This window comes from Ruegeria sp. E5 (assembly GCF_056534105.1).
This window is the reverse complement of sequence record NZ_JBQFPA010000001.1, coordinates 561,109-574,404: the sequence shown is the minus strand read 5'-3', so window position 1 is coordinate 574,404 and position 13,296 is coordinate 561,109. Positions and strand designations below refer to the sequence as shown.

The window sequence follows — 13,296 nt, the reverse complement described above, 5'->3', positions numbered from 1 at the left end:
GTTGCTTAGTTTGCCCCAGTGTAGATGCGGGACCAGTCGTTGGCCATATCAACAATGACCCATCCCATATCCGGGCCTTTGTCCAACCCATCGACTAGCCGTCCAATCGGGCTTTCGCGGTCGTAGGCCCATTCGCGATCCGAATCAGTGTGATGGATCAAAACGCCCAGCCGTGGCCCGTCGCCTGCGGTGGTCCATTCTAGCATGGCAAAATCCCCGTCCGAGTTTCCCCCGGCAAATATGGGGCGCTTGCCAATGGTGCGCTCGATATTGATAGGTTTGCCTTCTTTATCATCGATGAAGGCGATGCCGGGGGCCTTGTTGATTACAGGCGTGCCGTCCACATTGTCATACGTGGTCTCACCATAGGTGCCCAGAATCTGTTCGGGCGGGATGCCATATGCCTGTGCGGCGAAGACACGCATGAAATGCAGGCCTCCGCCTGAAACGATATAAGTTTTGAAATCCTCATCCCGCAGATAGCGCAACAGCTCGACCATCGGCTGATAGGTCATCTGGTCGTAGGGCAGATCGGTCTCGGGATGTCGTGCAGTGTTCAGCCAATCGGCCACCGACGCCTGAAATACTTCAACGCTGCTGCCGGAATGCGATGCGTTGACCACTTCGATCAGAGCGTCGTGCCCGCCTTCCAGAATGGTTTTCAGATCACCCTCAGCAGCCGCTTTCAACGCTGGGGTCGATAAGATCGATGGGTCTTGTTTAGCAAGCTCTGCCAGTTGGTCCATGGCAAATATGAACTGAAAATAGACCGGTTGTTCAGCCCAGAGCGTGCCGTCATTGTCAAACACCGCAATCCGGTCGGCGGGAGTGACATAGAGTTCATTCGCCGGGTCGCTAACCGCGTCAACAAAGTCGATGATCTGCTGTTTTGTTGCTGAGTCGGTCCAACTGGGCAGGGGGTCTGCGAACGCCACTAGGGGGACGGTGGCTATAAACGCCGTGAGTTTGAGAAATCTCATGTAATAGCCTCTGATACTGGAAAAAGGGGCCGCGCTTTACGGCGGCCCCTGTCTTGTTTTCTAGTTCGAAGTTGGTGTGGCCAATTTCTGCATCACCTGATCAAGGCTGAAGCTGGCCGCCTTCTGACGTGGTGGGAATTCTTGGAAAGTACTCAGGAAACTCGCCACATATTGCTGCGCCGGTACTAGGAAATACACCCGGTCGATCATCCAGTCGTAGTATGTGTTGGATGTACGGTATCCACGCTCATAAGGGTCGCGGCGCAAATTCACGATGATCGGCACGCGCAGTTCTGTGAATGGTTCCATCCATGCGCGCAGGGTGGCCCATGCTTTTTGCTCCAAAAAGATCAGCTTCCAGTCGTCAAAACGCAAAGCGGACAGGTCGCCGTCATCCGTGAAATAAAAGATTTCACGGCGGGGGCTTTCAGTGGTCTCACCGGTCAGCAGTGGCAAGATGTTGTAGCCATCCAGATGCACTTTGTAGTCGCGACCCATGGCAGGTGAGGAATAGCCGGCTTTCAGCTTTTCCTTGATTTCGGGGTCGCCAGCGACCGCCAGATAGGTGGGCAGCCAGTCCATGTGATGCACGATTTCGTTCGAGATCGAACCCGCTTCGATCTTGCCGGGCCAACGCACCATGGATGGTACGCGCCAGCCGCCTTCCCAGTTGGTATTCTTTTCGCCCCAGAACGGTGTCGAAGCGGCATCCGGCCATGTGTTGTAATGCGGGCCGTTATCGGTGGAATAATGAACGATCGTGTTGTCGGCGATGCCGAGTTCGTCCAGCAGATCAAGCAGTTGGCCGACCTGAATGTCATGTTCGATCATGCCCGCCGTGTACTCATCGGCCGGACTACCTAGGATTTCGTTGGCTGTTTCGCGCATTTCTTCCCCGACATGGGTGCGGAAATGCATGCGTGTGCCATTCCACCATACATAGAATGGTGTGCCGTTCTGGTTGGCCTCACGAATGAACTCAACGGCAGCTTCCAGGGTTTCCTGATCCACCGTTTCCATGCGTTTGCGTGTCAGTGGACCGGTGTCTTCGATGGGGCCACCTGCGCTGGACTTGATCACACCGCGCGGACCATAGGCCTCGCGGAACGTGCGCCCATCGGGCAGAACCGCGTCCCCGGGATAATCTTCATGCTCGGGTTCTTCTTCTGCATTGAGGTGATAGAGATTCCCAAAAAACTCATCAAATCCGTGATTTGTCGGTAGATGCTCATCCCTGTCGCCCAGGTGGTTCTTGCCAAACTGGCCGGTCACGTACCCATGATCCTTAAGCAACCCTGCAATCGTGGGGTCTTCGATCTGCATCCCTTCTTTAGCGCCAGGCAAGCCAACCTTGGACAGTCCAGTCCGGAACACCGATTGGCCCATGATGTAAGATGAGCGGCCAGCTGTACAGGATTGCTCGCCATAATAATCGGTGAAGATCATGCCTTCATCGGCGACCCTGTCGATATTGGGGGTCTGGTATCCCATAAGGCCCATTGTGTAGGCCGAAATGTTGGATTGGCCGATGTCATCGCCCCAAATGACCAGAATGTTGGGTTTTTGATCCTGCGCCCATGCAGGCAGTGCGACCAGAACGGCAATCGACGCTGCTGCGGTACGGCGCAGTCCGATACGCCAGCTTTCCAAGAACCGGGTTGTAGTTAACATGTTTTACTCCTGAACTTGTGGACAATTTGTCCCTGTGAACTATCTGAGACTTGTGTCCAGAATAGGATTAGTTGCAGTCGTTAAGCATTGGATATCCCGCGAAAATAGCCAGATTGCGGGATTCGTGTGTAAGTAATGTAGGCCAGTGAGCCTGATTGAAATTTATCATATGATGAAGTTTAAATATATAGATGGCATTAATTGAAACTGATCTAGACGCGCTGCAGGAAAGTTCCTGGTTCAAAACCAGATCTCCCGCCTTTCAGGATGCTCTGTTACGCAGTGCCGTGCGCCGAACTTACGGTGCTGACGAAGCTTTGTTTGTCCAGGGTGATCCCGCCAACGGGATCCACGCTGTATTGGATGGTAGTGTTAAGATCACCGTCCCCGCAGATGACGGTCAGGAATTTGTCATACACCAAGAAGGACGTGGCTTTTGGATCGGCGATCTCGCGTTGTTTGCGACTGCGCATCGGCTGATCAGCGTGGTGGCGACTCGGCCAACCGAGACGCTTTTCTTTCCGGCCCCGCGGTTAGAACGCTTGGTGCAGGATTCTCCTGACTTTGTTCGGGATTTCTACGCCTTAAGTCATGAAAACATGCAAAAAGCCCTGCGTATCGTTGCCAATCTTGCGGTGACCGGCACCGAGAAACGGCTGGTTCTGAGGTTGCTGCATCTGGATGAGGTGACATCCGATGCAGAGGGTTGGATACCGGTTTCGCAGGAAGAGCTGGCGGCTATGATTGCAGTCTCTGCGCCAACGCTTCACCGAGCATTACACAGGCTTATCGAATTAGACTTGATCGAAGGCGGGTATGGTCGGCTGAGGTTGAAAGATCGACGCGCCCTCGTCGCTAGCTGTCAAAGTTAACGGACGTTCAAGCCGAATGTTCGGTTGACGACCGATCATCCTCACCGAGCCTTCCATCCAAAGACATCAAGATCGCGACCGGGCGCAGCGCGGGGATGTGGCTGAAGATGATCAGGATGCAGACGGTCAAAGGCACACTCAGGAACGCTCCGATCAGACCCCAGACCGTAGTCCAGAAAGTTAATGCCAAAATCACTAGGAAGGTCGACATGTTCAGCGATCGGCCCAGCATAGCCGGATCCAGAAAGTTGCCGATTAGAAACTGTAGTGTGCCGCACCCCAGAACGATCACGAGAAATGGCCCGATCGTCTCAAACTGAACCAGAGCGATCATTGCGGGAAAGATGACGGCGATGATCGAACCGATTGACGGGATGAAATTCAGGGCGAAAGTCAGCACGGCCCAGGTTTCAGCATATTCCAGACCCAGCGCTTTGAATACGGCGTAGCTGATGGTGGCGGTGATCAGACTGATAAATGTTTTCACGCCGACGTATCGCTGCAGGCTGTACGAAATCGCATCAAGAACCAAGGCCAGGTCAGCCCCCAGCCGCGGGTTGCCGGCGGCAAGCTGGATTTTCTTGCGAAAGGCCAACCGCTCGGCCATCAGAAAGGCGACATAAAGGCTGATAAGGAAGAACTGGTTAAGCAGTGATGTGGCGCTGCCCAGCAATATCCGAGCGACATAGGACATATCGATGCTGACCAGATTGTCTCGGATAAAACTTGTGACATCGTTGCCGACCAACCCGGTAATCCTATGAACAGCCCCGTCAAACTGGCTTTCGTAGGTGTTGATCGAGCGTGCAAACTGCGTGGCCTGACTTCCCAGAATGTACATGATCATGAACAAACCGGCCAATACAACCGTTACTCCCGCGACATTCGCCAGCCAGATCGGCACCCTCGTCACTGCAATGACCCGGTCGCTAAGGGCCAGGATCAGCACGTTAATCAGTAACGCCATGGTCAACGGCACCAGAAAGTTTGCCCCTGCATAGAGGCCGAGCACCATTAGCGTGGCCACGATCGCTACATCCCGCAATACGCTCAGCTGCGGACGCGCACGGGATGGGCTGTTTTCTAGGTCAGAGGTCATAAGATGGCCTTGGTCTGAGTGCTGCCTGGATGTGTTTTGATTGATCCTGCACAGGCTGGCGGGTTTATGCAATCCATACAGAAGGTTATACGCATGAAATCGGTGGCCTGATCCGATTGACGGTTCTGCCAAAGGAAAAGGCAGGCTAGGCTAGCGCAATGCCAACTGTTTTGATTCCCTCGTTCGGCCAATTCCTGCGTGCGCTCTGGCTTGCTGTGCGCCGATTTAATGACAAAAACGGCTTCGTCATGAGCAGCCACGTCGCCATGTCGTTGATGATGGCCCTGTTTCCATTCGTTCTATTCACGGTCGCGTTGGCAGGGGCCTTGTCACAGGGCTATGTGACCGATGAACTGATCGAACTGATATTTGGCGCCTGGCCCAAAGACGTGGCCGATCCCATCGTTTCAGAACTGCGTGCTGTTTTGGCCGGTGCGGGCTCGGGCGTGATCACTTTGGGTGGCTTGTTGGCGATCTACTTTGCCTCGAACGGAGTCGCCGCCGTGCGAAAGGCGATGGCGCAGGCCTATCACGACACGGACAATTGGCCGTTCTGGAAGACCCGACTGCTGTGCTTTGTGCTGGTCATAATCGGCGGTGCTGCCATTCTGGCCATCGCGGCGGTCGAAGTCGTTCTGCCGGTCTATACCCGTTTGGTTTCGGAAAAGACGGCAGTGGATGTGGACAGCTGGCTGTCGGTGGATCGTCTGCGATGGACCTTTACCGTGGCTGTCCCCGCTGGCACCGTTCTTTTGGCCCATCTGATCTTGCCCACCCGACGGCACAGCCTACTACAAATCTTGCCGGGCGTAATCCTGACATTGGCTTTGTGGGCTGCAGGTGGATGGGGCTTTTCAATCTACATCGCCAAGTTTGCGACCTATAGCGCGACGTATGCCGGGCTTGCAGGGGCAATGGCAGCGCTGATTTTCCTGTACCTGTGCTCGGCCATGCTGATCCTCGGGGCCGAATACAACGGTGCGCTGATCGATTTGCAAAACGAAGAGGGGCAATGATGTATCTCCGCGCTATCGTGATGACCGCGATCCTTTGGGCGACCGCGCAGCAGTCGCAGGCGCAGGACTATGTTGGATCAGACGCGTGCTCGGATTGTCATAAGGAAGAAACCGAAGCCTGGGAAAGCTCATACCATGCGCTTGCCTGGACCGAGGTGGAGGACGGCCACGTTCAGGCTGATTTCGATGGAACACGATTCTCGCATGATGGAATGAGCGTGGCCTTTGCGGATCAAGATGGAGCTCTTACGGCGCAGGTCACCGAAAAGGACGGCGTTACAACGACCTATCCGGTCCATTCCGTTGTCGGTATCGCGCCGCTACAGCAATATCTTTTCGAAACCGAGCCCGGCCGATTGCAGAGTTTTGATGTGGTTTGGGACGTCGAAAAGGGCCGTTGGTTCCACCTTTACCCGGATCAGGATCTGCCTCCGAATGATGGGCTGCACTGGACCGGTCCGTACAAAAACTGGAACGCCCGCTGTGCCGAGTGTCATGCGACCGGTTATGTGAAGAACTACGACTCTGAGGAAAGGCGCTATGCCTCGACACAGGTCGAAATTGGTGTCGGGTGCGAGGCTTGCCACGGGCCGGGTTCTGCGCATTTGGAGTGGACGACCGGAAAAGTGTTGCAAGACGGTTTGAGCGAGTTCGGATTCCCTACGACATGGGGCAGGGGGCAGACAGAAGCGGAAATTCAGCAATGCGCCGGCTGTCATTCCCGGCGCGAGGCGTTGGAAGATGGTAATCCGCTTCCCGGCAAGCCGTATCACGACGCCTATAACCTGGCGTTGCTGCGACCAGGTTTGTATCACCCAGATGGCCAGATTTTGGACGAGGTCTATGTTTATGGCTCATTCCTGCAGTCGCGCATGTATGCAGAAGGGGTGGGTTGCATGAATTGCCACGATCCGCACCGGGCTGAGGTGAAAGCCGAGGGTAATGGGTTGTGTACCCAATGCCACTCCCCCGCTGGCAACCCGGATTTCCCGACCCTTCGGCTGGCCGAATATGACACGCCCGTGCATCACCAACATGCTGAAAATTCTGCGGGTGCCCAATGCAAGAACTGCCACATGATCGAGCGTGTCTATATGGGTGTAGATGGCAGGCGCGATCACAGCTTCCGCATTCCCCGCCCTGATCTTGGGCTCGGAACTGATGCCTGCACCGATTGCCATGCGGATGAAGATCAGTCTTGGGCGGCGCAGCAGATTGAACTCTGGTTCCCGGAATCATCCTATAGAGTGGCGCATTATGGCACGACATTTGCAGCAGCAGGCAGTGGTCAATTGGACGACCCTGAAACGCTGGTCGCGATCGCTCTGGATGAAGGGCAGGCAGGTATCGTTCGCGCAACCGCTCTGTATTTGTTGCAACCTTTTGCAACGCCTGATCTTGCCGAGCGTCTAGCACCGTTGCTGACCGATCCGGACCCACTGATACGGGCCAATGGACCGGTACTGCAGCGTCAGGTTCCTGCCCAGTTGCGCGCTTCGCGGTTAGAGCCGTTGTTATCCGACCCCATGCGCAATGTACGCATCTCGGCTGCAAAAGAGTTCTTATCGATCCCAGCGCAGGCCATGACGCAAGACCAACGCGCAAGCGCGCAGCAGGGCATGGCGGATTGGCAACGTAGCATTTCCAATCGTTTGGACTTTCCTGAGACCCATTTGGTGCTGGGTGGCTGGGCGCTTACGCTCAGAAACGCGCCGGCTGCAGAACGTGCATTCCGCGAGGTTGTAACGCTCGACCCGCAGCGCGTTGAGGCTTGGCCGATGCTGGTTCAACTTGCCCACATCAATCGCGGTGTTCAGGCTGCGTTGGCGACATTGGACGAGGCCTTGTTAGTTCTTCCCGATGATCCAAACTTAATGCAACTGGCGCAGGAACTCGGGAGATAACTGGCATGGAACTGGCAGATTTGCGCCATCTTCACGGCGCATTCTGCGGTTAGCCAACCGGTATAAGCACTCGGATTGCTACAGGTGATGTATGCCGGATCGCACCGCTACCCTCGCAAAGCCGCTGACGGCGGCCCGTAAAACGACGCTTGACCAGCGTATTGAAGAGCTGCGCGCGCGCAAGCCTGTCGATATCAATCATGGCGAAGCACTATTGCTGCAAGGCATAGCTGCAGCGTCTCTGCGGAAACAGAGCATAGCGCCGGGAAAGATCGATCTGGATTAACGCCGCTTAACCCCGGAAGCCGGTGGCGACAACAAACTTCTCGGAACTATCAGAACGTGAGGCCGGAGGTTTCACATTGGCAACCTTGTTGAATTTCTGCTTGAGCAGTTTCTGAAGGTCCCCCTCAGCCCCGCCAGCAAGCACCTTGGCAACGAAAGTGCCGCCCTCTTCCAGCACGTCGAACGCGAAATAAGCCGCCGTTTCGCACAGGGCCATGATCCGCAGGTGGTCAGTCTGTTTGTGGCCCGAAGACGCAGCCGCCATATCAGACATGACCACGTCCGCTTTGCCACCCAGCCAGTCCCTGACCTTCTGATCGGCGTCATCTTCCATGAAATCAAGGACATGCGCGGTGGCACCGGCGACGGGCTCAACCTCTTGAAGGTCAACCCCCAGAACGGTGCCGACGCGCTTGCCGCTTTTCTCGCCGAGTGCATTGACGCGTTTCACGGCGACTTGCAGCCAGCCACCGGGCGCACAACCCAGATCGACCACGCGCGCGCCGGGTACGAGAAACCGGAACTTGTCGTCCAACTCAAGTATCTTGAATGCCGCGCGTCCGCGATAGCCTTCGACCTGCGCGCGTTTGACATAGGGGTCGTTCAACTGCCGTTCCAGCCAGCGGGTCGAGCTGAGCTTGCGCCCGCGCGCTGTCTTGACCTTCACCTTCAGGTCGCGTTGCCCGCGACCCGAGTTGCTTTTGCCAGTTGGTGTCTTCGCCATCAGAACGGTCCGTCTTCCAATACACCATCCGCACTCATTTGCGCATAAAGCAAACCCTCGCGCAGCCCACGGTCCGCCACAGAAAGGCGATCGGTGGGCCAGCAGCGCAACAGCGCCTGCAAGATGGCCGAGCCGGACATGATCAGGGCCTGCCGATCTTCTCCGATCCGGGGATCACGGCGGCGCCCACGAGGGCCGAGTTCTAGATAGCCTCGTATCACCTTGTCAATCTGATCGCTGGTCATCCGCAATCCGTCCACCTTCGTCCGGTCATAGCGCTTGAGGCCAAGGTGTGAGGCGGCGACAGTGGTCACCGTTCCGCTGGTGCCCACAATCTGAAACCCTTCGCGGGCCTGTTCATCCTTGTAAGGTGCGAAATCGGCCAGATTTTCTTCGAAAAACCAGCTCATTAGCGCAAAACGCGCGGCATCGTCTTCGACGTCGTTGAACTGATCACGCAATGTTGCCACGCCCAGCGGGACGCTGATCCAATCAACCACCTTGGCCGCAGGGAAAGGGCTTTCAGGTGTGTGGAACCCGTTATGCAATCTCATAATCGCGGCAGGCCGATCCCGACGAGGAACAGAGGAGATGTCGATCCAGACCAATTCGGTTGAGCCGCCGCCGATATCGACGACCAACAATTGCTCGGTCTTGGTCGACACCAGCGGTGCACAGGAAATCACAGCCAGACGTGCTTCTTCCTCGGGCTGGATGATGTCGAGCGTCAGGCCGGTTTCGCGTTTAACTTGCCGGATGAAATCGCGTGAATTCTTGGCGCGACGGCAAGCCTCGGTTGCGATCAAGCGCATGCGCTTGACCTTGTTACGCTTGAGTTTTTGCTGACAAATCCGCAGCGCCTGTACGGTACGTGCCATGGACGCCCGCGACAACCGCCCGGTGCGTTCCAGACCGGCACCCAACTGCACCGATTTGGAGAAGCTGTCCACCACATGAAATCCACTGCCCTTGGGCTGGGCGATCAACATGCGGCAGCTATTTGTCCCCAAATCCAGTGCCGCATATAACGCATCTGGATCGGGTCTTGCCGGCGCGGGGCTTTCGACCGCTTTCGGGAACGCGCCCGCACCTCTGGGACGCTTGGGCGCCATCTTAAACGCCCTCCGATTTTCGAGTTACCCCGACCATAGGTCGCGCAATTGGATCACGCAAGACGCTCATTAAATTCATTAGGATTTTGATGTTCGGTTTTGGCCACCAAGGCATTAAAAGCTGCGGTATGCAGCCGTGGGCAAAAAGGTCGCTGCAAATACGCCGTATGTCGAAAATCGACCGACTTGGACCCACATTGAAGTTTAGAACCGGTCCATCTGGTTAGGAGGAATCACGGTAATGCCTGACGTCACCATCGTATATTGGCGCGATATTCCCGCCCAAGTCATCGTCGGCAAGGGCCGTCGTGGCGCTAAGCGGCAGTTGGAAGAGCGGTTTGAACAAGCCATCGACCGGGCCGCAATGAAGGTGAACGCCAAGGATAGTGATGCCTATCTGGCCGAGTGGCGCAAAGCCGAGCCTTTCGCAGTTGAGGGCGACCCGTCCGAAATTGCCGAAGCCGAGGCCGCGCGTTTGGAAACAGAGTACGATCAGGACCGTATCAAGACCCTGATCGCCAATGACGGTTGGGCATGAGCCCCAGATCTTTATGGGAGGCCGCTATGGCTTTGCTGAACTTCAAGAAACGTGATGCGGTCGAAAACGGCCCTGTGAACCCGACCGTCGAAGCCTTTTTGCAGGGCTACTCGATCGAGGTGATGCCGCGCACTGCGGAAAAAGTCGAAGATTTCCGCGCGCTGCTGCCGGAAGGCACCCGTGTCTACATCGCCCATATCGAGGGCACGCCAATCGAAGACATGGTCAAAACCGCCAAGCGCATCGCGGCCGAAGGTTACCCTGTCATGCCGCATTTCCCGGCACGGATCATCAAGGATGCCGCGACACTGGAAAACTGGATTTCCATGTATCAGGGTGAAGCGGGCGTCGAGCAGGCGCTTCTGCTGGCTGGTGGTGTCGCCAAACCGCATGGTGATTTCGACAGCTCGATGCAGCTGCTGGAAACCGGACTGTTCGACAGGGCGGGGTTCAAGCGACTGCACGTAGCCGGTCACCCCGAAGGTAACAAGGATATCGATCCCGACGGCTCGACCAAGAATGTCGATGACGCGCTGCGCTGGAAGCAGAAGTTTTCGGAAACCACCGACGCCGAAATGGCGCTGGCCACTCAGTTTGCGTTCGACGCCAAGCCGATCATTGCTTGGGCAGATAGCCTGAAAGAAGCGGGTATTGATCTGCCGATCCATATCGGTATCGCGGGCCCGGCGAAGCTGCAGACGCTGATCAAATTCGCTATCGCCTGCGGCGTTGGTCCATCGCTGAAAGTCCTGCAGAAGCGCGCCATGGACGTGTCCAAGCTGCTGTTGCCTTACGAGCCAACCGATGTGGTCACCGAACTGGCCAATCACAAGGCAGCCAACCCGGATTTCAATATCACCAAGGTACACTTCTTCCCGCTGGGCGGGATCAAGACCAACGCCAACTGGGCGATCAACAACGGCGGCGCTTCGGCAAAGCCGGTTAACTCCTAAGGAACGGACATGACCCGTACAGTCGTAGAATCAAAAACAAAAACTGCCGTTCTGGGCTTTGACGAACCGTTCTGCGTTATCGGTGAGCGGATCAACCCAACGGGCCGTAAGAAACTGGCTGCCGAATTGGAAGCAGGCGATTTCTCGACAGTCGAAAAGGATGCTCTGGCGCAGGTCGCTGCAGGTGCGACCGTTCTGGATATCAACGCAGGTGTCGTCTACAACTCGAACCCCAACCCGAACGAGACCGAGCCGCCGCTGATGACCAAGATCGTCGAGCTGGTGCAGGGGCTTGTTGATGTACCGCTTTGCATCGATTCTTCGGTTCCGGGCGCTTTGGAAGCCGGTCTTGAGGCGGCGGAAGGTCGTCCGCTGTTGAACTCGGTCACCGGTGAAGAAGAGCGTCTGGAACTGGTTCTGCCACTGGTCAAGAAATACAACGTACCCGTTGTGGCGATCTCGAACGATGACACCGGAATCTCGGAAGACCCCGATGTGCGTTTTGCCGTCGCCAAAACCATCGTTGAGCGTGCAGCCGATCACGGCATCCCGGCTCATGACATCGTGGTCGATCCGCTGGTCATGCCGATTGGTGCGATGGCAACTGCTGGCCAGCAGGTGTTTGCTCTGGTCCGTCGTCTGCGGGAAGAGCTGGGCGTGAACACCACATGCGGTGCGTCCAACATCTCGTTCGGCCTGCCGAACCGTCACGGTATCAACAACGCCTTCCTGCCGATGGCAATGGGTGCCGGAATGACTTCAGCGATCATGAACCCGGTGGCTCTGCCGGTTACGCAGAAGAAGATTGCTGAAAAGAAAGAGGCCGTTGCTGCCGCCGGTATCATTCTACCCGAGGATATGGACGACGAAACCTTTGTACAGATGTTCGGTCTGGGTTCGACCCTTCCGCGTGCGGGCAAAGAGATGGAGGCCATCCGCGCCGCCAACCTGCTGACCAACAACGACGCACATGGCGGTGAGTGGATCAGGTTCAACAAACCACCCGCTGAGGCCGGAGCCGAAGGCGAGGGTGCACGCGGACGTCGTGGCGGTGGTCGTCGTCGCCGCGCTTAAGGTAAATAAAACAATGGATTGGGCCGGATTTATTGATCCGGCCTTTTCGATTCGTCAGCGTTTGTTGACCCTTGAACCCCAGTAAAGAGCAGTGCTAATCAATGCCCAGCGGCGGGTATGATGTAATGGTAGCCTGTCAGCTTCCCAAGCTGAACGCGCGGGTTCGATTCCCGCTACCCGCTCCAATCATTCTGCGCGTCGGGCCTGATAGAGGTTGATCATCGCCGGGATGAGGATCTCCGAACCAGACTTATACTGTCGGAACTCTTTTGCGACCGCTTCTTGAATAGCGTCAGTATCAGCCTCACTCCCTTCGAAATGGGCAACAACACGGCCCGCAGGACCAACACGTGTCACCAGCCTCGCCGTGCCTTCAACGCCGCCAAAACCCGTCAGGTTCACTGTGATCGCGTCGCCGGCTATTTCAGACAGCCCCGCTTGGGTCATCAGACCTTTGACATGGTCGATGTCGTGGAACGCCAGCGGCCCGGGCGCATAGCGGTCTACGCGGGGCGGTTGACCCATTCGCCGAACGGCGGCGACATGGGGTATCTTGAACCACGGGTTGACGTCCAATGGCCCCCAGGAAGCGAACGTCATTTGCCCACCGGGTTTCAGTGCCGAGGCGATGTTTCGGAATGCTGCGATCGAGTCGCTAAAGAACATGACACCAAACCGGGAGATTGCGGCATCCATTTGTCCGGGTTCAAACGCGTAGGTTTGCGCATCCGCGTGCTGAAAAGTGATAGTCTGTATCCCGTTGCTTTCAGCACGTTTGGCTGCGCGGTCCAGAAACGGCTGCGATATATCGGCCGCCAATACGTGTCCTTCGGCCCCAACCGCGCGCGCCGCTGCGATTGCACTGACGCCTGTGCCGCATCCGATATCCAGCACTTGCATACCCGCCGACAGGGCGGCCCGGTCCAGAACGAGATCAAGAACGGGCGCGAAGGCGTGGTCAAGCTGATCCTCATAGGTCAGCCATTTGGTGCCTTGTTCCGAGTTTCCCCAGAATTCCGCCTGTTCCTCGTTCACTGATGTCATATTCGCCTCCTGTGGATGGGGCGA

Annotated in this window: 13 protein-coding genes and 1 tRNA gene; 8 read left to right on the top strand and 6 right to left on the bottom strand. The window is 56.4% G+C overall.

The annotated features are described in order from the left end of the window. Positions 1 to 5 precede the first annotated feature (5 nt). Both ACR0BI_RS02935 and ACR0BI_RS02930 read right to left on the bottom strand, forming a co-directional pair. Positions 6 to 980: an HAD family hydrolase gene (locus ACR0BI_RS02935; RefSeq protein ID WP_480561464.1), complete on the bottom strand. Its 975-nt coding sequence runs from the start codon at positions 978 to 980 to the stop codon at positions 6 to 8. Between the two features lie 60 nt (positions 981 to 1,040). Further along, complete coding sequence (locus ACR0BI_RS02930) at positions 1,041 to 2,651, bottom strand: arylsulfatase (RefSeq protein WP_255612093.1); 1,611 nt, start codon at positions 2,649 to 2,651, stop codon at positions 1,041 to 1,043. Positions 2,652 to 2,842: 191 nt separating this feature from the next. On the opposite strand from ACR0BI_RS02930, the gene ACR0BI_RS02925 reads away from it, so the two are divergent. Continuing rightward, positions 2,843 to 3,523: a Crp/Fnr family transcriptional regulator gene (locus ACR0BI_RS02925; RefSeq protein WP_170421752.1), complete on the top strand. Its 681-nt coding sequence runs from the start codon at positions 2,843 to 2,845 to the stop codon at positions 3,521 to 3,523. Positions 3,524 to 3,530: 7 nt separating this feature from the next. Here the strand turns inward: ACR0BI_RS02925 and ACR0BI_RS02920 are convergent, their stop codons facing one another. Beyond that, positions 3,531 to 4,622 carry an AI-2E family transporter gene (locus ACR0BI_RS02920; protein WP_480561466.1) on the bottom strand — a complete coding sequence of 364 codons (1,092 nt, stop codon included), beginning with the start codon at positions 4,620 to 4,622 and terminating at the stop codon, positions 3,531 to 3,533. A gap of 158 nt (positions 4,623 to 4,780) precedes the next feature. Here ACR0BI_RS02920 and ACR0BI_RS02915 point away from each other — a divergent pair, with 158 nt between their 5' ends. From ACR0BI_RS02915 to ACR0BI_RS02905, 3 genes are all read left to right on the top strand, one after another. After that, the gene (locus ACR0BI_RS02915; protein ID WP_480561467.1) at positions 4,781 to 5,638 is read left to right on the top strand and encodes a YihY/virulence factor BrkB family protein; all 858 of its coding nucleotides are present in this window, start codon (positions 4,781 to 4,783) and stop codon (positions 5,636 to 5,638) included. After that, on the top strand, positions 5,638 to 7,542 hold the full coding sequence (locus ACR0BI_RS02910; RefSeq protein WP_480561843.1) for a cytochrome c3 family protein: 1,905 nt from the start codon (positions 5,638 to 5,640) through the stop codon (positions 7,540 to 7,542). The genes ACR0BI_RS02915 and ACR0BI_RS02910 overlap by 1 nt, the downstream gene beginning before the upstream one ends. A 91-nt stretch (positions 7,543 to 7,633) precedes the next feature. After that, positions 7,634 to 7,828 (top strand): hypothetical protein, encoded by a 195-nt coding sequence (locus ACR0BI_RS02905; protein ID WP_170393013.1) that lies wholly within the window; start codon positions 7,634 to 7,636, stop codon positions 7,826 to 7,828. A gap of 6 nt (positions 7,829 to 7,834) precedes the next feature. On the opposite strand, the gene ACR0BI_RS02900 is transcribed toward ACR0BI_RS02905, so the two are convergent. Continuing rightward, complete coding sequence (locus tag ACR0BI_RS02900; RefSeq protein ID WP_480561469.1) at positions 7,835 to 8,551, bottom strand: RlmE family RNA methyltransferase; 717 nt, start codon at positions 8,549 to 8,551, stop codon at positions 7,835 to 7,837. After that, positions 8,551 to 9,663: a Ppx/GppA phosphatase family protein gene (locus ACR0BI_RS02895; RefSeq protein ID WP_170393015.1), complete on the bottom strand. Its 1,113-nt coding sequence runs from the start codon at positions 9,661 to 9,663 to the stop codon at positions 8,551 to 8,553. The genes ACR0BI_RS02900 and ACR0BI_RS02895 overlap by 1 nt, the downstream gene beginning before the upstream one ends. Positions 9,664 to 9,904: 241 nt before the next feature. On the opposite strand from ACR0BI_RS02895, the gene ACR0BI_RS02890 reads away from it, so the two are divergent. The 4 genes from ACR0BI_RS02890 (at position 9,905) to ACR0BI_RS02875 (ending at position 12,413) form a co-directional block, all read left to right on the top strand. After that, complete coding sequence (locus ACR0BI_RS02890; protein ID WP_170393016.1) at positions 9,905 to 10,201, top strand: virulence factor; 297 nt, start codon at positions 9,905 to 9,907, stop codon at positions 10,199 to 10,201. 26 nt (positions 10,202 to 10,227) lie between these two features. Further along, the gene (locus ACR0BI_RS02885) at positions 10,228 to 11,154 is read left to right on the top strand and encodes a methylenetetrahydrofolate reductase (RefSeq protein WP_170596104.1); all 927 of its coding nucleotides are present in this window, start codon (positions 10,228 to 10,230) and stop codon (positions 11,152 to 11,154) included. A 9-nt stretch (positions 11,155 to 11,163) separates the two neighbouring features. Then, on the top strand, positions 11,164 to 12,228 hold the full coding sequence (locus ACR0BI_RS02880; RefSeq protein WP_170393018.1) for a methyltetrahydrofolate cobalamin methyltransferase: 1,065 nt from the start codon (positions 11,164 to 11,166) through the stop codon (positions 12,226 to 12,228). Positions 12,229 to 12,339: 111 nt separating this feature from the next. Further along, positions 12,340 to 12,413 (top strand) — tRNA-Gly (locus ACR0BI_RS02875). A 1-nt stretch (position 12,414) separates the two neighbouring features. On the opposite strand, the gene ACR0BI_RS02870 is transcribed toward ACR0BI_RS02875, so the two are convergent. Next, on the bottom strand, positions 12,415 to 13,272 hold the full coding sequence (locus ACR0BI_RS02870) for a class I SAM-dependent methyltransferase (RefSeq protein ID WP_480561471.1): 858 nt from the start codon (positions 13,270 to 13,272) through the stop codon (positions 12,415 to 12,417). Between the last annotated feature and the right edge of the window lie 24 nt (positions 13,273 to 13,296).

Excerpts from the sequence above, each read along its gene's own strand:
- ACR0BI_RS02935 (WP_480561464.1), bottom strand. The coding sequence starts at position 980 with ATGAGATTTCTCAAACTCACGGCGTTTATAGCCACCGTCCCCCTAGTG.
- ACR0BI_RS02930 (WP_255612093.1), bottom strand. The coding sequence starts at position 2,651 with ATGTTAACTACAACCCGGTTCTTGGAAAGCTGGCGTATCGGACTGCGC.
- ACR0BI_RS02925 (WP_170421752.1), top strand. The coding sequence starts at position 2,843 with ATGGCATTAATTGAAACTGATCTAGACGCGCTGCAGGAAAGTTCCTGG.
- ACR0BI_RS02920 (WP_480561466.1), bottom strand. The coding sequence starts at position 4,622 with ATGACCTCTGACCTAGAAAACAGCCCATCCCGTGCGCGTCCGCAGCTG.
- ACR0BI_RS02915 (WP_480561467.1), top strand. The coding sequence starts at position 4,781 with ATGCCAACTGTTTTGATTCCCTCGTTCGGCCAATTCCTGCGTGCGCTC.
- ACR0BI_RS02910 (WP_480561843.1), top strand. The coding sequence starts at position 5,638 with ATGTATCTCCGCGCTATCGTGATGACCGCGATCCTTTGGGCGACCGCG.
- ACR0BI_RS02905 (WP_170393013.1), top strand. The coding sequence starts at position 7,634 with ATGCCGGATCGCACCGCTACCCTCGCAAAGCCGCTGACGGCGGCCCGT.
- ACR0BI_RS02900 (WP_480561469.1), bottom strand. The coding sequence starts at position 8,551 with ATGGCGAAGACACCAACTGGCAAAAGCAACTCGGGTCGCGGGCAACGC.
- ACR0BI_RS02895 (WP_170393015.1), bottom strand. The coding sequence starts at position 9,663 with ATGGCGCCCAAGCGTCCCAGAGGTGCGGGCGCGTTCCCGAAAGCGGTC.
- ACR0BI_RS02890 (WP_170393016.1), top strand. The coding sequence starts at position 9,905 with ATGCCTGACGTCACCATCGTATATTGGCGCGATATTCCCGCCCAAGTC.
- ACR0BI_RS02885 (WP_170596104.1), top strand. The coding sequence starts at position 10,228 with ATGGCTTTGCTGAACTTCAAGAAACGTGATGCGGTCGAAAACGGCCCT.
- ACR0BI_RS02880 (WP_170393018.1), top strand. The coding sequence starts at position 11,164 with ATGACCCGTACAGTCGTAGAATCAAAAACAAAAACTGCCGTTCTGGGC.
- ACR0BI_RS02870 (WP_480561471.1), bottom strand. The coding sequence starts at position 13,272 with ATGACATCAGTGAACGAGGAACAGGCGGAATTCTGGGGAAACTCGGAA.